Below are 25231 nucleotides of genomic sequence, written 5' to 3'. Positions count from 1 at the left end.
CCCTTTTTCAAAAATATTCAAAAATTTGCTGTTCCTCTATTGAGCTATTAGCTATAAATTGCTCTACTTGCCAGTAATTCTCGCACGTATACTTAAACCCTGACCACTCAGGTTTCTCTCCTGACTCAATTTTCTTCAGAAAAACCAATACGCTCTTGATAAAATCCACATGATACCGGCTAATTTTTTCTTGGCGATCCGTATATCCTATATCTGTATGGGAATGATGGATCAAATATAAAGTACGTTTTGACATAATTTCTCCTTCTAATTTAAAAAAATATTCTCCATTACTTATCCATTCGTTACCAGTGACATTAAGCCACGTAAAGTTGATAAACTAGTATTTTGACTATATCTAATCTTTAAGTTTCCACCAAAACATCGTTCTATTGCTGGATGAAAATAATCTAAGCTTCCACTAATTTCCCCACCAAAAACCACTTCATCGGGCTGAAAAGACGTCACAAATGGCGCCAATGCTTCTCCAATCCAAGTGCCAAATTCATCAAAAATTACCAATGCTTTTTGATTACCTTTTTGTGCCTCTAAAAAGAGTTCATAACCTGTTAAAGGCACAGAATAATTGTTCTTAATCAACTGCTGCAAACCATTGGCAGAGAGATAATCATCTATTATACTCTGCTTAAATGGTCGATTGTATAGCATTCCTTGACTATTTAAACCATATTCCTCTCTAATTACCTCCCCTTCTACGATAAAAGCAGAGCCACAGCCAGTACCTAGAGTCAGATATATTCCACGGTTAACTCTGCTTTTCTCTCTTTGCAGGAATTCCCCTAAACCAAAAGCTGTCGCATCATTCTCGAATATAATCGGTACTGACAGCTGAAACTCAGAATATAGCCACTCAGCAATTAATTTTTTTAACCGTACCTCATAAATTTCATCATACTTACGTAACCCCTTCATTAAACTGTATCCTTCTTGATAATTAAAAGGACCTGGAAAAGCAATACCGACACCTAACAATTGTGCTTTTTGAGCCATTTGCCGATTAATAGTTGTCACGATTGCATAAAAATTTTCTAAAATTGTCTGCTGGTCTTCTTGCGACTTGGCAGGAAATTCTTGATTACGAGTGAAAAAAGGAAGCCCTTGCTCATCTAAACAATTCGTTTTAATCGTCGTCCCACCAACATCCATTAAAAAATAATAACCCTTCATACACAGCCTCCTCATCTTTAAGAAATTGAACACTTCCCGCTTGCCTTTGAATAGATGTAATCAATTTATATTCATTTAACGAACAAAAGCTTTCATTGTCTTGATTGTCTTTCCACTACTGGTTCCACTAGGGCTAATTTTATAAGCTTTGACACTTTCAGGTATAATAAATGTTTGTGCATAATGAACAGTAAAAGGTGCAAAAGATCCATCGATACTTTCAACAACCGCTTCTTCTCCTTCAACTAAATTTAATACATTCACACTCCCATGGTTTTCATGGATAACAGGTACAGAAAAACTATGGCGACGTGTTTCGATAAATTCAGTTTCATGTAATCCTGTCCGTTCTTCCATCCAGCCTTCACCAACGTCAATTATTTCAAAAGGATTTACTAATTCTTTTTTGACCCAGTTTTCATCACGACGGATATCAATATTGGGCTCTCCATGTTTCAAATGAACCGGTCTAGGCAAACCATCTAAATCGACTCTGCCCCAATCCCATAGCTTAAACGTATAGCGATTTGGAGTAGCACTTATTTCTAAAACAACTGAATTTGCTCCGCTGGAATGAATCGTCCCACTAGGAATTGAGTAATGATCATGTTTTTTAACAGGTTGTTGATAAATAAATTTTTGGGTAGGAAAATCTTCTTTTCCTTCAGAAGCTCGTTGCAAAGCTGCCATTAATTCGTCTTTGGATACACCATTTTTAACACCTAGATAAACGACCGCATCTTCTTGTGCTTGTAAAATATAATAACTTTCATCTTGCGTATATTTGGCACCAAACACTTCTTGTGCATATTCTATAGTAGGATGAACTTGCAAACTTAAATTAGAGCCTCCCATAGTGTCTAAAAAATTAAAGCGAATCGGAAACTCTGCCCCAAAACGTCCATAAACGCGACGCCCCAACAAACATTCTCCTTGGAAGTAAACTAGATTATTTCCTGGAATCTCCATCTTGGCTTTTCCAAAATCCAGAATGAGGCTATTCTCTTCTGGTACGCCATTAAAACTCCATGCTAGATTCACTTCATCTTGACAAAAACTAAATTGTTTTTGCATCCAATGTCCGCCCCATACTCCTGGATCAAAAAAAGGAACTAACGAAAACGGCTGTTGAGCCACTTCCAACAATGCTTGATTATACGTACTGTGATCCACCAATACCCAGTCATCTTGGAGTGTATCCATAAAATAATCAATTTTCTCATAAATGGATCGCTTTTGCTTATCTGCAACACGCCATTCAAAGAAATAACCACGTTTAATCATTCGTAATGAATCCTCTCCTTGATTCTTACCTTTCCAATTACTATACTTACCTGAACGATAACGTTGTTGAATTTCCCATCGAGGTAAATCTGCATAGATCAATAAATCGGGAGCATAGACCAAACTTGCACCTACACCATAAATTCCAATACGTTTCTTTTCGTTTAAAGCGATTTCAATTTGTTTAATTAACATACGTTGTTGATCTAAATCAATAAAGTCAGTCAATGAATGATGAGACATAAAGCCAAACACTCGATCCTCTGTCAAATTGTCGGCTATCATTTCTGTAATAACTTGACTATTATAGAACAAAGTGTCGCTATCAATTAAAACATCTATTTCCAATTGTTCAAGTAAAGTCGTTCTTAACAACTGTTTATCTAAAACTGGATAACTTTCAATTGTTATAACATTAAGACCTTCATTCTCCATTCGTTTTCTTATCAACTCAAGTATTTCTTCTTCACCTGCATATACATCAAATTGTTTGGTAATTGCTGTTTCGGGAAAAAAATCATAGTTCACTTATAAAACTCCTTCCACCTGATACTATATCGTTAAATATCCTTAATTCATCCAAAGTATAGCACAGCTGATTCACTCAAAATGTCTTTTTTAATCCTGCTATTTATCAGCTTTTCTAGCTATTGTTATAACAATAATATCAAATATGATAATTCTCTATGATATACTTAGTAAATCATAGAGAATTATTACGAAAGGAGTTTATTCATATGAGCAACATTCACTCAAACTCTCCCTTATATGCACAAATAGCCGATCAGCTTCGTTCAAATATTAGAACCGAAAAATGGCAGGAAGGGGAACGAATTCCAACAGAATTTGACCTTTGTGATATTTATCATGTCAGTCGTATCACTATTCGTAAAGCTATAGATGAACTTGTTAGAGAAAATCTTTTGTATCGTGAACGAGCAAAAGGAACTTTCGTCAAAAAATTTAGTCCCAATATTAGCGAATATTCCACTGTTATCAAAGGATTTACTCAGGAATTAAAGGAACAAGGAAAAAATGCTACAACTTTACAAGCTAACGTGTATAAAAGCCACGCTGATCATAAAATTGCCAAATATTTACAAATCAAACCCGGAGATGACATCTTAGTCTTAAATCGAGTAAGAGGCGATGATAACAACATCTTAGCTTTTTTTAAGACCCATATCATATTCAAAGAGGACTATTCTTTAAAGTCTAAGGATTATTATGGCTCTTTTTACGAATACCTTTCTACAAAAGGCATTCGCGTTAACCAAGAGAATGAGTATATTGAAGCCATTTCTGCTACTCGGGAATTGAAAAAATTATTAAAGATTGGTGAAGCTGAGCCAGTATTGAAACGGGTTCGTTTTACCTCTCAAAAAGAAATGAATTTTTTTGAATACACCGAATGCTTTTATATCGGTAACAAATACCGCTATTATTTGAATTTTGATTAAATCAAATCATCTTAGCTTCTATCAAATTGAGAAGATCCGTTTTATTGACACTTATCTCTGGTTCACCTTTAGAAGAAAGACATTTTTCACTTTGATGACAATCAAATTGGATAGAAACTAATTATTCCGTATCTTTATTAAAAAAAGGTCAAAAAAAAACGGCTAAAAAGCCGTTTTTGAGAGACAATTGAGAGAATAACAATGAAAATGGTAGACGTAGAAGCTCATAGATTGTTGCTGATCTTCCATTTTTATCGAAGGTTCTCTTTATTTCCGACACATCTAAGACTAGAAGACAAGTACAGCAATCGTTGGTATAACAACATTTCATTTTCTTTTGGTAGAAATTTGGAAAACTCAAACCGGTCCCATGTCCGAATCATCCACTTCAATAACAATCTCGAATTGTATGCCATCAATCGCATCAGCAACATGCTGATCTGATTTCGCATATAGATACCCATAAGTTCCGAGTGTGATTTGAATGGCCACATGACCCAGTCGTTCTTGAATTGCCAGTTGTTGGATGTTTTCGTGAACCAATAATACAACATGTGAGTGTCTTAACGCATGAAGTTTGATTGGTTTGATTTCAGCATCTTCAGTGGCGTTTTTAGCCAAGTTACAAAGGTTTTAAAATATTCTTCCAATGAATATTTTTTCTCTGAAATAAATTTCAAATCGTAATCACGGATTGTGTGATTGAAGTGGTTGATATTTTTATCGTTAATTTCGATAATTACTTGATTTTGATCAGGACGTCTTTCTTTAAAAGTAAAATCAGTTGCCAAGAATCTTTGATACTTCTTATTTGAGGTAAAGTCTATTTTTAAAAATCTTATCTTGATTGCCTACAGCGCATACAAAATTTGTACCGCTGGCCTCGATTGAACCTAATAGCATCTTAGCACTTAATTTCTTCAATATTGACTTCTTTATTTACTAACTTAATCATAAATCGTTTCCTTCAAATCAAAAACTTTACCTTGCAGTCTTCCGTCAAATGATAATTCGAGTTCTCCATGTAATTCACATTTATTTGAAAAGACTGACTCCCCTTCATTAATAAATATTTCGGTTAATCCTCGATCAAGAAAAAGTCGTATTTCATTTATTTTGAAAATTGTCTTATCCACGGTCGCTTTCCTTATAAAATCTTTGATTTCTATAACTAATTTATTCGCTACATAAGTTATTTCCATAAATGAGTCACAATCTGAACTATTAAGTCGTATTTTGAACTTACCATTTTCTATTTCAGGGCGAATTAACAGTTCAGATTTTTCGTTAATGGTCATCTTATTGTCAATAGTACGTTCTTCCATTCTGAGAGCTGTTAATTCTTTAATTGGTGGAAAGCACAATCTATTTGATCTAATGACAATCTCTCTTGGTAGGGTTAGTGCCCCAACCTGACTATTATTCTCCTGTTCCTGTAATCCTGGTAGTCCAAACCAAGCAAACATCACTCTTCTTTCGTTGATTGGATCCCAAAAAGTTTGCGGCGCATAAAAATCTCTGCCATCATCTATTTTATGAATTTGATAATCCGTTACTACCTGTTCTTCGTTAAAATCACTTTCAATCCAAATTGAAGAAAAACCATTAATTCCCTGATCCATCATTTCTTTGGGAGATGTTAGCAGGAATTTCCGACCGTCAAGTTCAAAAAGATCTGGGCACTCCCACATAATTCCATCACCTTTTTTTGCTTTAATTAATTTGCGATTAAACTGCCAACCCGCTTCAATTGATTCAGAATCAAACACATTCACTTGACCAGTATTATCTTCAGATTCCCCACCGATTACCGCATAAAATTTACCATTTTCAAAGAGAAGCTTCGGATCTCTAAAACGGTTAGTATTATCACTTGGTGGGGCATCAATGACTGGGTTATTCACCAACTTTCTAAAATTAAATCCGTCATCAGATACTGCAATACATTGTGTTTCCACATACCCGGATTCTAAATTTTTATGCCCGGTGTACATTAGATATAATCGATCCTTGACTACCAAAGCACTCCCAGAATAGCAACCATTCTCATCATAATCCTGTTCAGGAACAATTGCATAAGGAGCTTGTTGCCAGTTAATTAAATCTTCCGAAACAAAATGACCCCAGAATATATTTCCTGGTCGATTATCAAAGGGATTAGTTTGATAAAACACGTGGTAATTACCCTTGAACCAACACAATCCATTGGGATCATTAAGCCAGCCCATTTTGGGAGAAAGATGGAATCCATAACGATAGGGAGTTTCTGGTAAATTTAACATTTTGTCCTCCTAAAAAAAGATTGACTTAAATCCTTGAAAAAACCATTTGAAGGATTTGAAGCCAATCTTTATCTTAATTACTCATCATCAGTCACTGATGATTCTTGCATCTTATTTCTAAAAGATTGCACTTGTCCCACTTCAAGAAGTTGAGGTACAGCGTCTTCTAAAGCAATATTCTGCCGCTGCAAATTGACAGCCTCCACTAAAATCGGCATATTCACACTTGAAATAATGTCAAAGTATTGAGATAGATTGGCAGCTCTTTTTCCGGCTTCATTAAACGGGGTCCCGTAAAGTAAATCAGTAAAAATAAGTACCTCACTTGTAGCAACTTCATCAAAAACTCGATCCATTTTTTCCTGAAACGACACTAATCCATCGTTATCAATCGAGACTGTAGTTACCTCTAGCTTAGTTGAAAAAAAGAATTTTAAAGACTCTTTCATCCCATCTGCTAAAGGTCCGTGACTTGCTATGATTATTTTATACATAAAGTCACCTCCTATATAACATCTTTCAAATAAATCGTATTATCACCAGGAACCATTATAGTTGTAATTTCCACGCCTTGATCTAACAGTTTTTGGAAAGTCTCTTCTTCAACAGCGTTAATACTAACGGTTGCCCGAACATGACGCGTTCCTTCACGAACCGACATATTCCCTACGTTCACTTTAGTAATATCCAGACCTAAGTTAATTAAATCTAAAATGTCAATCGGGCTTTTTACAACAATTAAAACTTTTTGACCTTTATACTTGCCATTTTTTATGTTAGTCGCCGCAGTTTCTTTCGTAATAATTGATGTAGCCACATTCGGTGGCGCAGCCATTCGTAAAACTGATTTTTGGACATCATTTTTTGCAATTTCATCGTTAATTACCATAATACGTGTTGCACCCAACTCATTCGTCCATTGAGTCGCTACTTGTCCATGAATTAAACGATCATCAATTCGGATGTGAATTATTCCTTCCATTTTTAACACCTCGTTAACTTTCCTATTTTAAAATACCACAAACATATAAAATTACAGATAAAGCCATTACCAACAAGATAATGTAAATTGGCTTAACTTTTTTTCCAAGTAAATAGTAAACCGCAAATACTAGTAATGCTGGGATTAAACCTGGCATAATTTGATTTAAAATATCATCACCGGTCATTTTTAAATCGCCCTGTTTGAAAGTAAAATCTAGATTTGCTTTTATAACAGTCGGAACCAAAGCACCTACTACCATTAAACCTAAAACTGCGACACTTTCTGTGATTGCTTTTAACTTCGTTTCAATTGAAGTAAGCAAACTAGTACCTGATTTTAAGCCCGCTTTAAAGAATGGAATACCCAAGGCTTTTAACAACCAAGTGACGATAATCCAAATGGCAATCCCTACAACACTACCTTCCAAAGCCATATTAGCTGCTATAGCACCAAAAATTGTCCATGGGATGACTACGAAAATACTATCACCTAAGCCTGCCAAAGGACCCATTAAACCAGTTTTTAATGCCGCAATCGTGTCTAAAGCACTCTTTTTCTCAACTTCTTCAATCCCCATATTCACACCCATTACATAGGGTGCTACATAGGGACTTGTATTAAAGAATTGTAAATGCGTTTTAACTGCTTGCTTCATGCCTTCCGGATCATCTTTATAGTTTTCTCGTAAGAAAGGTATCATTGAATAGCAATAGGCTAAACCCATCATCTTTTCATAATTTAAAGATGCACCACCATTTAACATCCATCTGAATAACACGCGATTTTTTGTTTTCTTACTCACTTCATTACTCATCTTCGTCCATCCCCCCTGCAGTTTGAACAGTTCCAGCCTTTGAACTATTTTTCTTGAATAAAATTAGTGCAATTGCTGCACCTAGTAATGCGACACCCAAAATGGGCATATTTAAATATACAGCTCCAACAAAACCAACAATTAAGTAACCAAAGTACGCCTTAACTGGCAAATAACGTAACAATAAGCCAATCCCTAATGCAGGTAATAATCCTCCAGCAACCGTTAAACCACCTGTTAACCACTCAGGGATATAGTCAATGACTTTACCCACAACGGTTGGTCCAACGATAACTGTTAATAGGACTGGAATTCCTGAGGTTAGCATAGTGTTGAATACTCCACACAAATGCATCCATTCGACTTTTTTAAAGTCTCCTTGATCTGCAAAATTTTCTGCTTTATTTTGGAAAAATATATTCGTCGTCCATTTTAAAACATCTAATTGAACCATCAACATCGCAACCGGAATGGCTAAGGTAATCCCAATTGATGCGTTCTGACCAGTGGTAATTGCGATATAGCTACCAACCAATGATGCAGTTTGATAATCCGGCACCGAAGCTCCGCCAAAACTTGAAATTCCTAATGTCATTAATTGCAATGTTCCCCCGATATATAAACCTGTCTTTACGTCACCTAAAATCAAACCAACAATAAGTCCTGCGGTAACCGGCTGAGAAGTCCCCAGCATTGTGCCGTTCTTGTCATAGTTAATAAAAAAACCATAAAGAACAATCAATATAATTTGCCAAAATTGTACATCCATTTCTTTTCCTCCTACTCTTTGATACTTTACTAGTAGCAAAAGCCGTGCCAACTTTAAAACAGCTCACAAAAACTATAATATCAGCCTTTTCTATAGAAAAAGCTAGTGTTTATCTACCGCAAACACTAGCAACGTTTTATAAACACTATTTTTCAAAGGCTAAAATTTTAAAAATATAATCATATTCTCTCTTAGGAATTTCAATATTATATTTTTGTTTAATCGGTTCGAATAGTTCATCAGCTATATCAATAAATCTAGTTAAATCTGCCGAAATAATCTGATCACTTTCATCTTTTACAAAGTCACCAACTAGAATTCGCTCAATCATAGATGAAAGATGCAAAAACAAATTCACACGAATAAAGTTCTTAAAATTTGTATTGTAACGTTTTTCCAATGCTTGAATAATACTTTCAATTTCATTAATAATCATATCTGGATTTAAAAAACGTAAACGGGCGCTAGCGCCTTCGATTGTAAATAGCTTAATGATTTCATTGGTAATTGAGGCAAGTTGTTCCTTCCCATAAACTTTATTTAAACTTTCCAATCCCACCGTGCCATTTACAATTTCTTCTAAATTCAAGCACTTTACTCCTGGGATACTCAAGGGTGATGTGCTAATGATTGCATATGTGTTCTTAAAAGAAGTTAACTGTCTTTCTTGTTCCAACTCCAGAAGTTCTTCAAAATCTAAAGTAATCAGCTCTACCGGTTGTTTTACATCTTGTAGTTGAAAAATGTCTTTAACTTTCTGGGCAATACCTTCTCCGGACATACAAGAAATCACGATATTTTCGATTTGAGACAATCCCTCAAAATATTGTGGTCGAACATTGAATAATTCGTAATTCAATGAAGTATAATACTCCATTGAACGATTTTGTATTAAAGCAAAACCGATATCCAAAGCTAACGCCGTTGAGACATTATTAACAATCAGTAAGTCACCAGCCACATTATCCTTAATTTCTTCGTACATTTTTTCGAGAGAACCCATATCTACAAGCAAAAGCAAACCATCGCGAGTGTCACGACCAACTACGTATTCGTTAACTCGTTTCACAATTTCCTTAGTTTCAACTTGAATTGGCATATCAAACGCGTCAAAAACATAATTCCCCACCAAGTTGTTAACTTCAGCTGCCAAGCTTGAGGCAATACTTTTTCCGTGCATCACAATTAACGCATTGCGTTTACTAATTATTGGCAACTTTTCTATCAAGTAAGCGAGTAATAAATCTTCCACCAATCCCTCAGTAAAACTGGAGCCGATTGCCTTTAGGATACTCTCAACAATTCCTCGATGCCGATCCAAATCAATATTTGAATCGTAGTCTAGACGAGCTTTGCTCTCTCCGGCAATATCAATTAACAACGCCATTTCAATCAAGTGTTTCGCTTGAAAATTCATACCATAATAATTCACCAAATGGCTTTGTTTCCTTAACAAGGAATAAACTAAGTCATATTCGGAAAATAAGGTAATATCTTTTTCGTTTATTCGTTTAGCGCTTTCTAAAAGCTCATCAATTTTGGCACGGACTTCTGTTAGAGAACGACCATCAACAAATGCTGCACGTAGCTTTGCGCTACTCGATTCTGGGGAAATGACTTCTCTTAGGGTTCCAGTCAGATAAGGTACTTTAATTAAATGTTTATCATCAGAGTTTGTATCTAGCGGCACTAATAAGTGAGTTTGATTTCTATAAGCACTATAAGATGTTGCACAGACAATTTTTATTCTATTTTGAATTGCGCCGATATTCCCATCCAAATCAAGATTAATTAGCTCTTGAAATAGGGCTGGTTCAATCCATAAATCCTTTTTCATCTGAATCGCTTCATGTTGAAAGAAGGAATAAACTAGTTGAACTCGCTCATGTCGACTGCGTTGGCTGTAGTCTGGCAAAGTAATTTCTAATGGAATACGACGACGAAAAGTCGTCAACAATTTATTTTGAACATTTTCTGTCGTTGCCAAAATTAATCGAATATTAGCGGTACACCACTTTTCATCTTCCCCTAAGCGTCGGAATTTCTTTTGATCGATTAGTAGAAATAGTTTCTCTTGATTTTCCTGGGAAAGATTGTGTACTTCATCTAAAAATAAATAGCCAGTATCAGCAGAATCCAGCAACCCCTTTTTTTCTTTGTCGGCGCCAGTAAAAGCTCCCTTTACATAGCCAAATAAAGTTGACGATAGTAACTCTGGATTATTAGCATAATCGGCACAATTTAAAGTAATGAAAGGCGCATTGGCACTTACTATTTGATTATTTTGCGCATATCAATAAATTAACTTTGCAATCATACTCTTACCCACGCCACTATTACCCTTGATAATTATTGGTAAGCCATCAGGCGGATAATTCACTGACGCCTTACATTGCTGAATAACTTTTTCCATGCTTCCGTCTCTACCAATCAAATTAGAAAATGCATCTTTTTCACCTTCATACCAAAAATTAACTGGACGAGTATTCTCCTTCTCAAGTAAATCCATCTTTACAAGCTGATTCAAATAATTTGATGCCATACTTCTAGAAATTCCCAAATAATCAGCGACTTCACTTGCTGTAAACCTCAGTCCTGCCGGCACTTGATTCTTTATTTTTTCAAAAATTGATATTATTTGTTTCATACAATCACCCTTTATAAAATTACTGTATCATAACATGGACTATTATTTATTGTGAGAGTTTAAAATAAGTTGTGTAAACAAATGACAAAAGGAATGCGATTCCTCTGTGATAGTTAGTGACTAAACAAAACTAATTAGGAGGCGCATTTCCTATGACTAAATCTACCACAGAAATCTTGCAAGCTCTAGCCCGAAAAGAAGATTTACTAGAAGCAATGAGAAAAAATGATAAATCTGACCATGTACTAGCTGCATCTCACAACGGTAATCGTTTTTATTTACTTTCTCAAATTTGAGAAATGAAACAATCGTGCAACGATTGTCTCCATATTTCCGTGTCCTGAAAAGTTGAAACTATGCTTTGAAAGATACTTTTCCATCCTTTTTGTCTTTTTATGGGCTTCCTTAAAAATGAACGATTGCCCATGCCCGACTCTGCAGACGATGGAAGCAAACAAAGGCAACAATGACTGGTGAATGAAAGAAGCTACCAAATTGTTGAATGGATCAAGCATTCATGAACAAAATCAAAGAGATTGGACTTGAGGAAAGGACAACTGTCCCCTATCCAAACAAGCTTCTTTATTCTTAAGATATCTTTTATAGTAAAATAGACATATAAGAATTTTCTATAAGAGAAAGTATTCTTGTATGTCATTATAAACTTTTACATAATAAAACTTTATAATTTCTTTCATTAAAAATCATTCATAAAAAAAGTATTTTGAATATCTCAAAATACTTTTTTTATGAATAATTAATCTAACGTCTAATACTTTTTCTTAATATTTTATTAAGCGCATAAAGAATAGCTTGAATATCATTTTCTTGACTTGAATCAAACAATATCTCCACTTTAATTGAGCTTTTACTATATTTACAAAAGAATTCTAATAATCTAAGCAGATTCTCCATTGACACATCTTCAATATCCTCATAAATTTTACCGGATGAAAAAGTAAAAAAGTGAGGGTTATAACCATTAATGGATACTATGGTCAAAGAATCCTTATACACACCAAATTCTTTAAAAAAGAATAGGTCTTGTTGCTTCTCTCCAAGCTTTTTGTTATAAAATTCTGCTAAAATCTCTCCCATACGTTTAAAAAAATCCGAATTTTTCTGTTCAATTTGATAATTAATTTGACCATCTAATATCTCTAGTGTCGGAGCGATTAAATTTTGAAAGGATAATACTTTTTGTTCATTTAATTGATTCATATTGTCTACCCACCTTTATTTAGAAAAAAGCTTTATAATTGACCAGCTTTTTTCATATATTAATTAAAGTATCGCTGATAGTGATTATTTAAACTACAAATAATTTTCTCCTAACCACAAAACTAGCTTTCCTTTTTTGCGCCCATGTTAGCAAGTAGCGTAACAATACATGAAATGACAAATGCACTTACAAACACAATGATTGTTTGAATTAACTTATCGTTCGACATAAATGGCGCTAAAAAGACTGGAACATAAGAAGTTGTTCTAATATTAAAAATTCCAACTAATGTACCGGCAATCGTGGCAGAAAGAATAGTTCCTCCAAAAACTTTTTTGCTTGAAAACATAAACGGATAAGCAGACTCTACGAAGGTCCCAAAGATCAAATTAATTAAAATATTCGCTGTTGCAGTTGTGCGATCCCCAGCATTTCTAGGTTTAATAATATACGCAAGCTGGATACCTGCACAAACCATTACCATACATACAATATCAATGGCTCCTAAGAAACTAAATCCTGTCGCTTCCATTTCTAAAAGAACAATTGGTAAAATGGCCGCATGATAAACACCACCAATAATTGCAAACCAAATAAGCCCTCCAGCAACGGCACCGGCTAAAATTGGGCTAAAGTTTAGCGTCCAATCAATTACGTCCTTAATGCCATTCCCAATCGTAAGTGCAATTGGAGATAACGCATACATTCCAACTAAACCTGCAAGTAACCCTGATAATCCGCCGGCAGCTATATTAGTTGTTGTTCCTGGTACGCCATTTTTAAAACAGAACGTGCTGATATAATACACTAAAATTCCGGCGATAATACCTACAGCCATACCACCAATAATTCCGCCATCAACAGCTAAAGCACCTGCGACAATACCGGCAACGATTCCTACCTCATCCATGCCAGAAATTTGTTTGGCAGCAATCGCAGCCACGATTACGGGAAGAAAACTAACTAATGTGGTAAATATAATTTCAACTCCTGAAAGCCCTGGTAATTTACTAATGGCTAAACTTAACGCCATTGCAATAAAACCTGGCATAGCAGCCATCATAATTCCTCGAATACTAATTCTTTTAAAAACATTGCTATCTGGTACACTTCCTACTCCACCACTACGTAGAACTGGGCTATATTTTAACTTCCATTCTTTAGAAAATGCTGAAATCGCGGATACAGCTCTAGTTCTATTGGTTGTTCCTGTAGTTCCGGATTGTGCAATAATTCTGGCACCAAGACTAGCCGTATCGGCCATTGAAGTACCACCGGTTCCTGCAACAGGAATCTTTTTTTCTGCAGCAGCAGTTAGCGCTTTATTATTCACTCCTTTCGGATCACAACTCATGAGCATGATTCCATCAATTTGATCTTTTAAAATCATTTGGGCTAATTTTTCATCTGATTCTTTAGCTAGTTCATTGATTTCTGCTAATCTCATCTCGTTACTAGCAATTAAATTTCCAGCTTCATCTTGTGTAAACATTTGAGATTTTGCATCCATTGAAATGCCATCCATACTCCCTGAAGTCAATATGAATTGTACATAAGCGACTTCGATTCCCGCAGCATTTGCTTGCGTACGAATTTCATCCATAATATTACTTGGGTTTGCTCCTCCTTGGGAATGCAAATTCCCTCCACTACTACCAATGACAGCCAAATTTTTCATATTTCTCCACCTATTTCTTTTTATTTTTATATAGTACGTACTTTGAAAATTATAATATCACATTGTACGTATCATTGCAAACGCTTTTTTAATTAATGAAATAAAAAAGGAAACCGAGGTAAGTTTCCTTTTTACGTAGTTAATACTCATACAATAGTTAAATCGAAATTACGAAAATATTTTAATAATCAGTTAAAAAGTCACTGACTACTTTTGTTGCAGCCTGTTCAACCATCTTATCAATGGAAGTACCAATAACTAAAATGTTCACACCAGTTTCTTTAAATGCTTTATAGTTATCTAGATTAATTCCACCTTCTGCCAATGTCGGAATCTTAACAGCTTCTACCATAGCTTGCAAGCGCTCTTTCAAGAAGGGATGAATTTCACCCGCTTCTACACCTTCATAGCTCATTCCAGTCATTAACCCTACCATGCTTACACCGACTGATTCCATTTGTTTTGCAACTTTGGCTACTTCTTCTGGTTTTTCAGCTGATAAACCAAAAGTATGCAAATCATCTGGCAAACCAATGTATGCATCCACACAAAGACCATATTTATGGGCTTTTTTTACTAATTCTTCTAAATCTTTTAAGCTTGATTTATGTGTATGCAAGCCATTTGCTCCAGCTAGAGACATTTTCAAGAAATCTTCTTCTTGTAAAATTGTTGGTTTAACTTCTGTAAATCCACCAGGTACACCAACAGTTAGATAAATATCTTCACCAACAACATTACGAACGCCTCGAGTCACTTCAGCCATTTGATCAATGCTAATTTCATGACGGTATTTTTCTGCCTCATGCATAGATGTAATGCCACGATGTCCTCTAGCCAATACTAATGCAGGGTGATTTGGTTCTAATAATGTAGCGCCACCTTCAACGGCTGCACGTGCTAAACGAGCATCATCTCCAGTAATACCGGTACTTAAAATCGTATGACCATTTCCCATTTCAATCGCTTTATGCACAATTTGCATACTTTTTTCCATTTTCAATTTCATATCATTACTGATCATTTGAAACATCCTCTCATTTTTGATCCATTATTTAAGTACGTACTATGATTATTAATATACAGTATTGTACGTACTTTGTAAAGTGGAATAGACTCTTTTTTTGTAAAAAAAACCACTTAGTGCTTAACAACCTAAGTGGTGTGGGTATTATTTAATTAAGTTTAATTTAGTCAATCCATTAATAATTCCCAAATTATCATTATCTAAAGTGACAAAATCGGCAATTTCTTTTAATTCCTTCTTAGCGTTTCCCATGGCAATGGAGTAATCACAAAACTCAAACATTTCAAGATCATTTAAACTATCTCCAAAACAAATAATTTCTGTTTTATTAGAAATATTTTTTATAAACTCTAGGATTCCCGTTTTTTTCGAAATACCATCTGTAACAATATCAATACAGACTGGACTTGTTCTAACAAACTCTACGTTTATAAATTTCGTATAATACTCCCTTGGTATGTCTTGATCTGTTGCAAAAACGGTCATATAAATTTTTTCGTTTTTATAAAAATATGGATCAATTTTAGGTAAACTAATATTTAATATTTTCGAGTAATTGCTTAACTTTTCATTTGAGAAAGTAGCTTTACTTGTGTTTTCACCAAAAAAAACTAAAGGCGCCTGTAATTGTTCCGATATTTGAAGAAAATCTTCAAAATGAGCTGGATTCATAGGAGAAGAATAAATAATTTTATGTTTATCTGTTACAATGTGGCCATTCATTCCTATGACTACATCAATATTTAACATATCTGCTATATCTTGATAATCCTTAGGTCCTCTACCGGTAGCAATGATTGGTAAGTATTTATTTCTATCTAAATCTCTAATAGCTTTTTGGGTTTGTTCATCTATTTCTGAATTTGAATTCAGTAAAGTACCGTCTAAATCAAATACAATAATCTTTTCCATGTTTCCTCCAACGTATTCTAATAAATTAAAAATTAAAATCTAGCTTTGCTTGATAGGTAGCTTTCATCATATATTCAATCATTTTGAATGGATCTTTCGCCATCACAATCCCACTACTACTTCCAGTTCCTTGCACACCTAAAGAAAACATTTCGTAAACATCTTCAGGTGTACTAACCCCTGCAGCTTGCATAATTAATGTATTTGTAAATATCTCATTTAAATTGAAATTGATCTCTGAAACTTTCTCTTTAGATAGTTTCTCGAATGAACCTATTTTTTCTTTCGGTTCATATAATACTATATCAGGTTCTAACGGTTGAATCATTGCAGCTTCAGTAAAGTTATTCACACAGACAATAGAAAGAATTTGTTTTTCTTTTGCTCTTGTTACTATTTTAAAAAGACTTGATATAGAAACAGGCAAAACAGAGTGATTAATAAACAGTGCTTGTGCGCCAGCATCGTATATATTATCTATACTAATTTTTCCCATTGCATTTAATGGAACATCGCCGTCGATGGATTGAGCTGTAACAATTAAATCCTTTGTATGATCATTAATAAAGCTTATTTCTGTTGCTGGAACTGCAAATAAGACCTTTATGTCTAATTTTTGAGATAGCCTATCAAATAACAAAGCATATTCTAACAGCTGTTCTCTAGATAAATAATTTTTACTATTAAAACAAAAAAAGGCCCGATAATTCTATCAATCATTTTCTCAAGTTACCTCTCTTTCTCAAAAATAAATAAAAGAACGTACTTTGCATAATATTTTACCACAAAGTACGTACTTTTAAAAACTTGAATTTAACATTTATATAATTGAAAAAAAAACTATTATGTAATACAGTATATTTATAGACTATATTACAACAAGAATAAGAGGTGTCCTGGTATGGAAAAGAAAACAGCACTTTACCTACAATTGTATAATGATTTGAGATTTAAAATAACAACGGGAGAATTTACACCTGGGGAAAAACTCCCTACTGAAATTGAATTTCGAGAACAATATAATATAAGCAGAGATACTGTTCGTAGAGCTTTAGCCAAACTTGAAAATGAAGGATTTATTATTAGAAAACCTCCTCAAGGTACGTTCGTTAGACAGAGTAAATCAGACTATGAATTAACTATTCTTTCAAGTTTTTCTGAACAAATGAAAGAACGTGGTATTGTTCCTTCTTCTGAATTGGATTCTATACAACTAACAACTATAGACGATTCTAATATTAGATCATCTTTATCTTTAAGTGAAGATGATAAGTGTTATATCATTTCTAGAATTCGTTTAGGCGACAACACCCCCATGGCTTATGAAAAAACTTATGTGCCTTATAAATTATGTCCAGATATTCAAAAACATATAGATAACACTAGTTCATTATTTGATATTTACCAAAATACATATAAACTCGAACTTGGTTATGGAACAATCAATTTAGAATCTATACTAGCAACTAGTTTTGTTCAAAAAAAATTATCTTTACCAAATTACTCTCCCATATTATTAATGAAATGTTTGGCATTTCAAGAAAATAACGAACCATTGTATTATGTAGAATGCTATTACATAGGTGATAAATATTATTTTTCAACCAAAGCACCTAGAACGCAAGATAAGGGATAATAATATATTTAGTAAAAACAATAGCGTGCAAAATCTTAAAGCTAGGATTTTGCACTCTATTGTTAAGCTTTTAGTTTTTCACACACACTTAGAAATACCTTGCGATTCTATAAAAATTGTTTTAACTGAATCAAATCTTTAATTTGATAGTTTATTGGAGTATTTAAGTGATTATCTAACTCTTTAGAATTATACCAACAGGTATCAATTGAAACATTATTTCCACCAACTATATCTGCTTCTAGACTGTCACCTATCAAAAGTACTTCTTCAGGTAAAAATCCACTTTTATCTAAACAGTAATTAAAAAAACGCTTATCTGGTTTATCGAAACCAATATTACTAGAAACAAAAAAATCCACAAAAAATGTATCAATTTTGGCTAAAGCCATTCTTTTCATTTGAACATCTAAAACTCCATTTGAAGTTACAAAAAGAGAATATCTGCTACTTAAATAATGAATAATATCAAATACGTTATTTTCTAATACAAACGTGTTTGATAAATGTAACTGGAAATACTCCTGTAATGATTTTGCTTTATCAGTAATTTCTAAAGTAGTTTCTAATAGTTCAAACCTAGTATCTAATACTTCTTGAACTGTTCGTTTCCCCATTTTTTGTTCTTTCCAAAGAGATTGGTCAATTTTATGAAAGTGATCATACACATTATCAGAATACGGGATAGCTAATTCTTGAAAAGTTGTCTTTAAAGCAACTATACTACACTGTTCAAAATTTAATAATGTATCATCGATATCAATAAAAAGTGCTTTATACATATTTTAACAATGCTCCCCTATTTAGTTAATTATCATCATATCACACTAAAAAATAATTTAGTTAAAGAATAAAAGAAAATGCTAAAGCTTAATTACTTAAACGATTCATTAAATATAAAAATAAAGAAAATTGGATTTGATGAAAGGACAACCGTACCGTATTCGAACAATCTTCTTTGTTCCTTTCAGCCAAACAATACAAGACGGTATAACCATTAAAGGAATGATTGTACCGCCTTTAGAATAGACAGCTAGTTAAAATAAATACCTAATATCGTAAATCTTTGTCGCTCCCTGTTCCAATCTCTTTATATTTACTTTTGCTAAATCTTTTGCGAGTAAAGCCTTATTAGCGGCAATAATCGCATTGAGAAATGGCTGGTCACCCTTTTGAACAAAACCATCATCAAGAACAGACTCTTGTAAGACTGAACCCAAAGTCAGTTGCTCCCCATTTTCTTTCAAATAATTAATAGTTTGTTGAGCAAAAAATTTATAGTAACAATTTAAGCAGACCACCTCCAAATTGCTTTCGCCAAAAAATTGATTGATTATCAAACATTTGCCAATACTTGCCTCCTCTGATTGTCCTTGAGCTTTGACAATGCCACGAAAAATATCTAATCCTATTTCGACAGATAGCAGGGACGTATATTGTGGCAGGCTGAAACTCCTTAAATATTATTGATAATACGCCATTCTCACCGATGATTCCCCTTATTTCCGATACATCTTCAACTCTAAGAATAAATCATTGTAGATTCCTAGATATTCTTTGCCTAAATCTTCATAAACTTCTAAATGTGACATTAATTCATCAGTTGGATAGAATTGTTCATCCTCAGTGATTTCTTTTGGTAAGATGTCTAATGCTTTTTTATTGGGAGTTGAATACCCAATATATTCCGCATTTTGTGCTGCATTTTCTGGGCGTAACATGAAATTGATAAATTCATATGCTCCGTCAACATTTTTAGCTGTTTTTGGAATCACGATATTATCAAACCATAGATTTGATCCTTCTTTAGGAATAACATAATGGATGTGTTCATTTTCTGCCATCATATCAGCTGCTTCACCAGAAAAAGTTACGGCAACGGCACTTTCTTCATTTGCCATGTACATCTTGATTTCATCTGCAACAATCGCTTTGACATTTGGTGTCATTTTGCGTAATTTGGTCACGGCTTCATCAAGTTCTTCCATATTTTTACTATTTAATGAATAGCCTAAGCTATTCAAACCCAATCCAATAATTTCACGTGCACCATCAATTAACATGATATTATCTTTTAATTCTGGACGCCATAAATCATCCCAAGAAGTCATTTTATCAGCACTGATAAATTTATCATTATACGCAATGCCCAGCGTTCCCCAAAAATAAGGAATCGAATAACTGTTTTCTGGATCAAAACTTAAGTTTAAAAAGCGGGAATCAATATTTTCTAACCCTTTAATTTTAGTATGGTCTAAAGGTAATACTAATTTTTCATCAATCATTTTTTGAATCATGTATTCACTTGGAATTGAAATATCGTAGGCAGTACCACCTTGACGAATTTTTGTGAACATCGCTTCGTTTGAATCAAATGTATCGTAATTAACTTTGTATCCAGATTCTTCTTCAAACTTTTTCAGTAATTCAGGATCAATATAATCGCCCCAGTTATAAATATTCAATACCTGAGCGCCAGCCATTCCTGTTGATTTTTCTAATTGACAAACACCTAAAAGTAATACCACAATAATGAGGACAATACCGATAATCAATGATTGTAATTTCTTCATTGTAAATCCGTCACCTCTCTTTTTTTACGGTTTTTACGGACACGTCGTGAGACATTTTCTTTACTAATAAAATAATACCCCACTACTAAAATCATCGAGAATAAGAAAACTAAGGTACTTAACGCATTGATTTCTAAGCTAATTCCTTGTCTTGCACGAGAATAAATTTCAACAGATAATGTGCTAAAGCCATTTCCTGTCACAAAGAAAGTCACAGCGAAATCATCCAATGAATACGTAAACGCCATGAAATATCCTGCAATAATTCCCGGAGATAAGAACGGCAAAATAATATTTTTAACCACTTGAAAATTATTAGCGCCTAAATCTCTAGCCGCATCGACCATCGAATCATTCATTTCATGTAGTTTTGGTAAAACCATCAACACTACAATCGGAATACTAAACGCAATGTGTGACAGCAATACACTCATAAATCCCAAACTAAAGTTGCGGAATAAACTCCCAATTATCGTAAAGAAAATTAAAAAGCTAGCACCGATGATAACATCCGGTGACACTAACAAAATATTATTCAAACTCAATAATGTATTACGTGTTGAACGCTGTTTTGTGTAATAAATAGCCATTGCACCGAATGTACCAATTGCGGTGGCAGCCAATGCTGATAAAAACGCGAGCATAAAGGTATTCAACACAATAATTAACAGACGCGAATCTTCAAAAACTGCTGTATAGTTGTCCCAAGTGAATCCAGTAAAACTATTCATTGTTCCTCCATCATTGAAGGAATAAAAAATCAGGTAAAAAATTGGAGCATATAATAACACAAAGACCAGCGCTAAATAAAGACGAGACCAAGGAAATTTTTTCATTTTTTACCTCCTTTTTTCTTCTCACCTGTTAAAAGCATAACGACAAACATGGCTATAATTAATACAACACCAATCGTTGAACCCATGCCCCAATTTTGAGTAACTAAGAAATGTTGTTCAATTGCTGTTCCTAAGGTAATCACTCGGTTTCCACCAATTAAACGCGTTAACATAAAGAGTGATAACGAAGGAATAAATACGGCTTGCACACCACTTTTTACTCCGTTTAAAGACAATGGAAAAATAACTCGACGAAAGGTTTCAAAACTATTTGCCCCTAAGTCACGGCTGGCACTGATTAATGACGGATTCATTTCTTCTAATGCATTGTAAATCGGCATAATCATAAATGGTAATTCAATATACGTAGCGACTACTAAGAAGCTGAAGTCAGTAAATAGAATTTGCTGAGGTCCAATTCCTGTGAATGTTAAAAAACTATTGATACTCCCATTAATGCCAAAGATTCCAATAAAGGCATACGCTTTTAGTAATAAATTAACCCAAGTTGGTAAGATAATGAGTAACAACCATAAATCTTTGTGTTTTAATTTTGTCAAAAAATACGCCGTTGGATAACTAATCAATAACGTGATTACCGTAATTAAAAAAGCATACCAGACAGAGTTTAAGGTCATTGTTAAATACTTACCAGAAGCAAAATATGTTTGATAATTAATCAATGAAAATTGCCCATTCATATCAAAAAACGATTGATACACGATCATTAAAACTGGAGCAATTACAAATAAAACCAACCAAAACATATATGGAATCGCATAAAGGCGTCTGATTTTTGTCATTTTCTCCCCCCTACTCTTCGTAACTTTCTAGTCGGGCATCAAAATCTTCTTCCGATTCATTAAAACGCATCACGTGGATATCTTCAGGTTCAAAGGACAAACCAATTTGACTACCTTCAACCGCTTTTCTCGTTGAATGAACCATCCATTCATTTTCCTGTTCATCATAACAAATAATTTCATAATGCACGCCACGGAATAATTGGGTGTCTACACGAACACTCAACTTTCCTTTTTCAGTAGAAGTTAGGCTTAAATCTTCAGGACGAATCACAATTTCTACTGGCTCATTTTTACGCATGCCGCCGTCGACACATTCAAATTGTTTGCCAACAAATTCAACTAAATTATCTTCAATCATCGTTCCATTGACAATATTACTTTCACCAACAAAATCTGCTACAAAATGATTAATTGGTTCATCATAAATATCTACTGGTGTCCCACTTTGAACGATTTTTCCTTTATTCATAACAAAGATTTCATCACTCATTGCCAAGGCTTCTTCTTGGTCATGCGTAACAAAAATAAACGTAATACCCAAACGTTGTTGCAATTCACGCAATTCATATTGCATATCAGTACGAAGTTTTAAATCCAAAGCAGACAATGGTTCATCTAGCAACAAGACTTTAGGTTCATTGACAATTGCTCGAGCAATCGCCACCCGTTGGCGTTGCCCGCCAGACATTTCGCTAATTTCACGGTTTTCATAACCACCTAATTGCACCAAACGTAAAGCATCTTTGACTTTTGTTTCAATCTCTTTTTTAGGGATTTTTTTTATTTTTAGTCCAAATGCAACGTTATCAAATACATTCATATGCGGAAATAGTGCATAATCTTGAAAGACAGTGTTCACTTGGCGTTGATTAGCAGGTATATCATTAATTCGTTTTCCTGCAAAGAAAACATCTCCTTCGGTCGCCTCAGAAAACCCAGCGATAATCCTTAAAATCGTCGTCTTCCCACAACCTGACGGACCAAGCAAGGTATAGAATTTTCCTTCTTCTATATCAAAACTCACACTTTTCAAAATCGTCTCATCATCGTCATACCGCTTCACCACATTACTAAATGAAATGATTGGTTTTCCCACTATTCTTTCCTCCCCAAATTGGTTTATTATATGCCCTCATTTCCGAATAAATGTTTGTAGTTTTTCGCTTTTTGAATAAAATTACTACAATATATACATCCATTTTTCTCGTCCTCAGAACATACTGTTTAAGGATAATTTTTTTTACAGAAAAATACAAGTATATTCTTTCAATTTAATTTATTTTTTTCCGCAACAAAATAATTGAATATGTTATGATAGAGTTATTCAATTATTTTTAGAAGTTAAATAAAAGGAGCGATTAAAATGGAACAATTTTTAGCTTTTGAAGTGACAAAAACAGATAATGTTTATGCTAGAGGAATTGTACGAAAAGAACCGCAAGCGCTACCAAATAAGCACGTTGCTATTAAAGTCGATTATTCTGACATCAATTATAAAGACGCCCTAGCTTCCGCAAAAAATAGTGGCGTTATTCGCGATTATCCGAAAATTCCAGGGATTGATTTAGCTGGAGAAATTATAGAGTCTCGTAGTGAGAACTGGCAAGTCGGACAAAAAGTACTGGTCACAGGTTATGGCTTAGGTGTTTCTGCTAATGGCGGCTTTAGCCAATATCAACAAGTACCTGAAGAATGGTTAGTCGCTTTACCTGAAAATTTAACAACCAAAGAAGCCATGATTTTTGGTACAGCCGGTTTTACTGCTGCTTTGGCTGTCACAAAATTAGCAAAAGAGACACCAAAAAATGGACGTGTTGTCGTCACTGGTGCATCAGGAGGTGTGGGCAGTGTCGCAATCGCCTTATTACATCGCTTAGGTTATACCAATATTACCGCTGTTTCTCGTAAAAAAGCAGATGTGGCTTGGCTAAAAGATTTGGGAGCGACTGAAATCGTAGAACCTGAAGAAATTTTACCAGAGCCAATCAAAGCATTGAATAAACAACGAATTGCAGCAGTAGTTGATAGTGTTGGCGGTGATTTATTGGCTGGGTTAATAAGTCAAGTCAACTATGGAGGCAGTGTCTTTTTGTGTGGAAATGCGGGCGGTATTCAGCTGAATACAACTGTCTTGCCATTTATTTTAAGAGGAATTAAAATAATAGGGATTGATTCAGTAAATGTTGAAATGGAGGAAAGAAAAGCTACTTGGCAATTCTTAGCACAACATCAACCTTTAATTGAACAATTACACTATCAAGAAGTGTCTTTAATCGAGTTAGATGAACCCATCGATGCTTTATTAGCAGGAACTCATCAAGGACGTACTATTGTACAAATGGAAGTGAAATAATGAGAATTTTAATTACTGCAGGAGGAACTTCGGAAAAAATTGACGAAGTTCGTTCTATTACCAATCATTCTACAGGAAAATTAGGTAGCTTAATTGCAGCGTCTTTTTTAAAACACAACGTTACGATTGATTATGTGACCACTGCTCATGCATTACGCCCTCAATCAGATAACGTAACCGTCTACGAAATTGGCGACACGCAAGCGTTAGCCGATCAATTGCAAAAGTTATTACAGCAGCACACGTATGATGCTGTTATTCACAGTATGGCCGTGAGTGATTTTACGCCAGAAAAAAGTTTATCTCAAGAAGAATTTTTAACAAAAATCAATCAATTCATTGAGAATAAACAACCAATTACAGCAGCAGATTTAACTCAATTAACAGAGGTAACAACTAGAGAAACTAAAATTTCATCAAATACCGACCAGTTATTTTTAATTTTGAAAAAAACGCCAAAAGTTATTCAACAAATTAAACAACTGCAACCAAACACTATTTTAGTCGGCTTTAAATTATTGGTAGATGTTGAAAAAGAAGAATTATTAGCTGTAGCACAGAAGAGCTTAATGACCAATCAAGCTGACTTTGTTTTAGCCAATGACTTAACTTCAATCCATCACGGACAACATACGGGTTATTTAATTAACAAAGAAGGAACAATCACCGGCGAAGCTACTAACAAAGAAGAAATAGCTCAATTAATTGTCAAAACACTCCTAAACGCTCTATAATAGAAAAAACTATTAAGGAGCATGA

Annotated in this window: 26 protein-coding genes and 1 pseudogene; 5 read left to right on the top strand and 22 right to left on the bottom strand. The window is 34.2% G+C overall.

Annotated elements, in window-relative coordinates:
* Positions 1 to 7: 7 nt before the first annotated feature.
* From DOK78_RS06080 to DOK78_RS06070, 3 genes are all read right to left on the bottom strand, one after another.
* The gene (locus DOK78_RS06080; protein WP_339076365.1) at positions 8 to 256 is read right to left on the bottom strand and encodes a hypothetical protein; all 249 of its coding nucleotides are present in this window, start codon (positions 254 to 256) and stop codon (positions 8 to 10) included.
* Positions 257 to 294: 38 nt separating this feature from the next.
* Positions 295 to 1188, bottom strand: coding sequence for an ROK family protein (locus DOK78_RS06075; RefSeq protein ID WP_207941279.1), 894 nt, complete (start codon positions 1186 to 1188; stop codon positions 295 to 297).
* A gap of 75 nt (positions 1189 to 1263) precedes the next feature.
* Complete coding sequence (locus tag DOK78_RS06070; RefSeq protein ID WP_207941280.1) at positions 1264 to 3000, bottom strand: class I mannose-6-phosphate isomerase; 1737 nt, start codon at positions 2998 to 3000, stop codon at positions 1264 to 1266.
* A 209-nt stretch (positions 3001 to 3209) separates the two neighbouring features.
* Here DOK78_RS06070 and DOK78_RS06065 point away from each other — a divergent pair, with 209 nt between their 5' ends.
* Positions 3210 to 3932 carry a GntR family transcriptional regulator gene (locus tag DOK78_RS06065; RefSeq protein ID WP_207941281.1) on the top strand — a complete coding sequence of 241 codons (723 nt, stop codon included), beginning with the start codon at positions 3210 to 3212 and terminating at the stop codon, positions 3930 to 3932.
* A 357-nt stretch (positions 3933 to 4289) separates the two neighbouring features.
* Here DOK78_RS06065 and DOK78_RS06060 read toward each other — a convergent pair whose 3' ends face one another.
* From DOK78_RS06060 to DOK78_RS06025, 8 genes and pseudogenes are all read right to left on the bottom strand, one after another.
* Complete coding sequence (locus DOK78_RS06060; protein ID WP_207941282.1) at positions 4290 to 4553, bottom strand: tyrosine-type recombinase/integrase; 264 nt, start codon at positions 4551 to 4553, stop codon at positions 4290 to 4292.
* Between the two features lie 326 nt (positions 4554 to 4879).
* The gene (locus tag DOK78_RS06055; protein WP_207941283.1) at positions 4880 to 6214 is read right to left on the bottom strand and encodes a glycoside hydrolase family 32 protein; all 1335 of its coding nucleotides are present in this window, start codon (positions 6212 to 6214) and stop codon (positions 4880 to 4882) included.
* A gap of 77 nt (positions 6215 to 6291) precedes the next feature.
* Positions 6292 to 6708 (bottom strand): PTS sugar transporter subunit IIA, encoded by a 417-nt coding sequence (locus tag DOK78_RS06050; protein ID WP_207941284.1) that lies wholly within the window; start codon positions 6706 to 6708, stop codon positions 6292 to 6294.
* Between the two features lie 11 nt (positions 6709 to 6719).
* Positions 6720 to 7196 (bottom strand): PTS system mannose/fructose/N-acetylgalactosamine-transporter subunit IIB, encoded by a 477-nt coding sequence (locus DOK78_RS06045; RefSeq protein ID WP_207941285.1) that lies wholly within the window; start codon positions 7194 to 7196, stop codon positions 6720 to 6722.
* Between the two features lie 22 nt (positions 7197 to 7218).
* Positions 7219 to 8013: a PTS system mannose/fructose/sorbose family transporter subunit IID gene (locus DOK78_RS06040; protein WP_207941286.1), complete on the bottom strand. Its 795-nt coding sequence runs from the start codon at positions 8011 to 8013 to the stop codon at positions 7219 to 7221.
* On the bottom strand, positions 8006 to 8782 hold the full coding sequence (locus DOK78_RS06035; protein WP_207941287.1) for a PTS mannose/fructose/sorbose/N-acetylgalactosamine transporter subunit IIC: 777 nt from the start codon (positions 8780 to 8782) through the stop codon (positions 8006 to 8008). The genes DOK78_RS06040 and DOK78_RS06035 overlap by 8 nt, the downstream gene beginning before the upstream one ends.
* Before the next feature lie 145 nt (positions 8783 to 8927).
* Entirely contained in the window at positions 8928 to 10619 is a 1692-nt protein-coding gene (locus DOK78_RS06030; protein WP_339076395.1) for a PRD domain-containing protein, read from the bottom strand.
* 159 nt (positions 10620 to 10778) lie between these two features.
* Positions 10779 to 11324 (bottom strand): annotated as a pseudogene (locus tag DOK78_RS06025) (sigma 54-interacting transcriptional regulator); the annotation flags it as partial.
* Between the two features lie 257 nt (positions 11325 to 11581).
* On the opposite strand from DOK78_RS06025, the gene DOK78_RS06020 reads away from it, so the two are divergent.
* Complete coding sequence (locus tag DOK78_RS06020) at positions 11582 to 11725, top strand: hypothetical protein (protein WP_207941290.1); 144 nt, start codon at positions 11582 to 11584, stop codon at positions 11723 to 11725.
* A 466-nt stretch (positions 11726 to 12191) separates the two neighbouring features.
* Here DOK78_RS06020 and DOK78_RS06015 read toward each other — a convergent pair whose 3' ends face one another.
* The 5 genes from DOK78_RS06015 to DOK78_RS05995 all read right to left on the bottom strand — a co-directional run bounded on the left by DOK78_RS06015 (position 12192) and on the right by DOK78_RS05995 (position 16908).
* Positions 12192 to 12650 (bottom strand): hypothetical protein, encoded by a 459-nt coding sequence (locus DOK78_RS06015; protein WP_207941292.1) that lies wholly within the window; start codon positions 12648 to 12650, stop codon positions 12192 to 12194.
* Between the two features lie 122 nt (positions 12651 to 12772).
* Entirely contained in the window at positions 12773 to 14329 is a 1557-nt protein-coding gene (locus DOK78_RS06010) for a PTS sugar transporter (RefSeq protein ID WP_207941294.1), read from the bottom strand.
* A 181-nt stretch (positions 14330 to 14510) separates the two neighbouring features.
* A complete protein-coding gene (locus DOK78_RS06005) occupies positions 14511 to 15353 on the bottom strand; it encodes a HisA/HisF-related TIM barrel protein (RefSeq protein WP_207941296.1) in 843 nt (280 codons plus the stop codon).
* Between the two features lie 147 nt (positions 15354 to 15500).
* Positions 15501 to 16268, bottom strand: coding sequence for a Cof-type HAD-IIB family hydrolase (locus DOK78_RS06000; RefSeq protein WP_207941298.1), 768 nt, complete (start codon positions 16266 to 16268; stop codon positions 15501 to 15503).
* A gap of 25 nt (positions 16269 to 16293) precedes the next feature.
* Positions 16294 to 16908 carry a triose-phosphate isomerase gene (locus DOK78_RS05995; RefSeq protein WP_339076362.1) on the bottom strand — a complete coding sequence of 205 codons (615 nt, stop codon included), beginning with the start codon at positions 16906 to 16908 and terminating at the stop codon, positions 16294 to 16296.
* A 261-nt stretch (positions 16909 to 17169) separates the two neighbouring features.
* On the opposite strand from DOK78_RS05995, the gene DOK78_RS05990 reads away from it, so the two are divergent.
* Positions 17170 to 17904 carry a GntR family transcriptional regulator gene (locus DOK78_RS05990; RefSeq protein ID WP_207941300.1) on the top strand — a complete coding sequence of 245 codons (735 nt, stop codon included), beginning with the start codon at positions 17170 to 17172 and terminating at the stop codon, positions 17902 to 17904.
* A gap of 107 nt (positions 17905 to 18011) precedes the next feature.
* Here the strand turns inward: DOK78_RS05990 and DOK78_RS05985 are convergent, their stop codons facing one another.
* The 6 genes from DOK78_RS05985 to DOK78_RS05960 all read right to left on the bottom strand — a co-directional run bounded on the left by DOK78_RS05985 (position 18012) and on the right by DOK78_RS05960 (position 23215).
* On the bottom strand, positions 18012 to 18686 hold the full coding sequence (locus DOK78_RS05985; protein ID WP_207941301.1) for a YjjG family noncanonical pyrimidine nucleotidase: 675 nt from the start codon (positions 18684 to 18686) through the stop codon (positions 18012 to 18014).
* A 255-nt stretch (positions 18687 to 18941) separates the two neighbouring features.
* Positions 18942 to 19124, bottom strand: a complete 183-nt coding sequence (locus DOK78_RS05980; protein WP_207941302.1) for a hypothetical protein — start codon at positions 19122 to 19124, stop codon at positions 18942 to 18944.
* Positions 19125 to 19403: 279 nt separating this feature from the next.
* The gene (locus DOK78_RS05975) at positions 19404 to 20477 is read right to left on the bottom strand and encodes an ABC transporter substrate-binding protein (RefSeq protein WP_207941303.1); all 1074 of its coding nucleotides are present in this window, start codon (positions 20475 to 20477) and stop codon (positions 19404 to 19406) included.
* Positions 20474 to 21313, bottom strand: coding sequence for an ABC transporter permease (locus DOK78_RS05970; RefSeq protein ID WP_207941304.1), 840 nt, complete (start codon positions 21311 to 21313; stop codon positions 20474 to 20476). The genes DOK78_RS05975 and DOK78_RS05970 overlap by 4 nt, the downstream gene beginning before the upstream one ends.
* Positions 21310 to 22116, bottom strand: coding sequence for an ABC transporter permease (locus tag DOK78_RS05965; protein WP_207941306.1), 807 nt, complete (start codon positions 22114 to 22116; stop codon positions 21310 to 21312). Before DOK78_RS05965 ends, DOK78_RS05970 begins: the two co-directional genes overlap by 4 nt.
* 10 nt (positions 22117 to 22126) lie before the next feature.
* Entirely contained in the window at positions 22127 to 23215 is a 1089-nt protein-coding gene (locus DOK78_RS05960) for a polyamine ABC transporter ATP-binding protein (RefSeq protein ID WP_207941307.1), read from the bottom strand.
* A 267-nt stretch (positions 23216 to 23482) separates the two neighbouring features.
* On the opposite strand from DOK78_RS05960, the gene DOK78_RS05955 reads away from it, so the two are divergent.
* Both DOK78_RS05955 and DOK78_RS05950 read left to right on the top strand, forming a co-directional pair.
* Positions 23483 to 24472 (top strand): YhdH/YhfP family quinone oxidoreductase, encoded by a 990-nt coding sequence (locus tag DOK78_RS05955; RefSeq protein ID WP_207941308.1) that lies wholly within the window; start codon positions 23483 to 23485, stop codon positions 24470 to 24472.
* Complete coding sequence (locus tag DOK78_RS05950) at positions 24472 to 25206, top strand: phosphopantothenate--cysteine ligase (protein WP_207941309.1); 735 nt, start codon at positions 24472 to 24474, stop codon at positions 25204 to 25206. The genes DOK78_RS05955 and DOK78_RS05950 overlap by 1 nt, the downstream gene beginning before the upstream one ends.
* The last annotated feature ends 25 nt before the right edge of the window (positions 25207 to 25231 follow it).

The organism is Enterococcus sp. DIV2402, assembly GCF_017426705.2.
GTDB classification, from domain to species: Bacteria; Bacillota; Bacilli; order Lactobacillales; family Enterococcaceae; genus Enterococcus_F; species Enterococcus_F lowellii.
This window is presented reverse-complemented; position numbering and strand designations above follow the sequence as displayed.

Bases quoted from the DNA above. Each gene is read 5' to 3' on its own strand.
- DOK78_RS06080 (WP_339076365.1), bottom strand. From the start codon at position 256: ATGTCAAAACGTACTTTATATTTGATCCATCATTCCCATACAGATATA.
- DOK78_RS06075 (WP_207941279.1), bottom strand. From the start codon at position 1,188: ATGAAGGGTTATTATTTTTTAATGGATGTTGGTGGGACGACGATTAAA.
- DOK78_RS06065 (WP_207941281.1), top strand. From the start codon at position 3,210: ATGAGCAACATTCACTCAAACTCTCCCTTATATGCACAAATAGCCGAT.
- DOK78_RS06055 (WP_207941283.1), bottom strand. From the start codon at position 6,214: ATGTTAAATTTACCAGAAACTCCCTATCGTTATGGATTCCATCTTTCT.
- DOK78_RS06050 (WP_207941284.1), bottom strand. From the start codon at position 6,708: ATGTATAAAATAATCATAGCAAGTCACGGACCTTTAGCAGATGGGATG.
- DOK78_RS06045 (WP_207941285.1), bottom strand. From the start codon at position 7,196: ATGGAAGGAATAATTCACATCCGAATTGATGATCGTTTAATTCATGGA.
- DOK78_RS06040 (WP_207941286.1), bottom strand. From the start codon at position 8,013: ATGAGTAATGAAGTGAGTAAGAAAACAAAAAATCGCGTGTTATTCAGA.
- DOK78_RS06035 (WP_207941287.1), bottom strand. From the start codon at position 8,782: ATGGATGTACAATTTTGGCAAATTATATTGATTGTTCTTTATGGTTTT.
- DOK78_RS06030 (WP_339076395.1), bottom strand. From the start codon at position 10,619: ATGAAAAAGGATTTATGGATTGAACCAGCCCTATTTCAAGAGCTAATT.
- DOK78_RS06020 (WP_207941290.1), top strand. From the start codon at position 11,582: ATGACTAAATCTACCACAGAAATCTTGCAAGCTCTAGCCCGAAAAGAA.
- DOK78_RS06015 (WP_207941292.1), bottom strand. From the start codon at position 12,650: ATGAATCAATTAAATGAACAAAAAGTATTATCCTTTCAAAATTTAATC.
- DOK78_RS06010 (WP_207941294.1), bottom strand. From the start codon at position 14,329: ATGAAAAATTTGGCTGTCATTGGTAGTAGTGGAGGGAATTTGCATTCC.
- DOK78_RS06005 (WP_207941296.1), bottom strand. From the start codon at position 15,353: ATGATCAGTAATGATATGAAATTGAAAATGGAAAAAAGTATGCAAATT.
- DOK78_RS06000 (WP_207941298.1), bottom strand. From the start codon at position 16,268: ATGGAAAAGATTATTGTATTTGATTTAGACGGTACTTTACTGAATTCA.
- DOK78_RS05990 (WP_207941300.1), top strand. From the start codon at position 17,170: ATGGAAAAGAAAACAGCACTTTACCTACAATTGTATAATGATTTGAGA.
- DOK78_RS05985 (WP_207941301.1), bottom strand. From the start codon at position 18,686: ATGTATAAAGCACTTTTTATTGATATCGATGATACATTATTAAATTTT.
- DOK78_RS05975 (WP_207941303.1), bottom strand. From the start codon at position 20,477: ATGAAGAAATTACAATCATTGATTATCGGTATTGTCCTCATTATTGTG.
- DOK78_RS05970 (WP_207941304.1), bottom strand. From the start codon at position 21,313: ATGAAAAAATTTCCTTGGTCTCGTCTTTATTTAGCGCTGGTCTTTGTG.
- DOK78_RS05965 (WP_207941306.1), bottom strand. From the start codon at position 22,116: ATGACAAAAATCAGACGCCTTTATGCGATTCCATATATGTTTTGGTTG.
- DOK78_RS05955 (WP_207941308.1), top strand. From the start codon at position 23,483: ATGGAACAATTTTTAGCTTTTGAAGTGACAAAAACAGATAATGTTTAT.
- DOK78_RS05950 (WP_207941309.1), top strand. From the start codon at position 24,472: ATGAGAATTTTAATTACTGCAGGAGGAACTTCGGAAAAAATTGACGAA.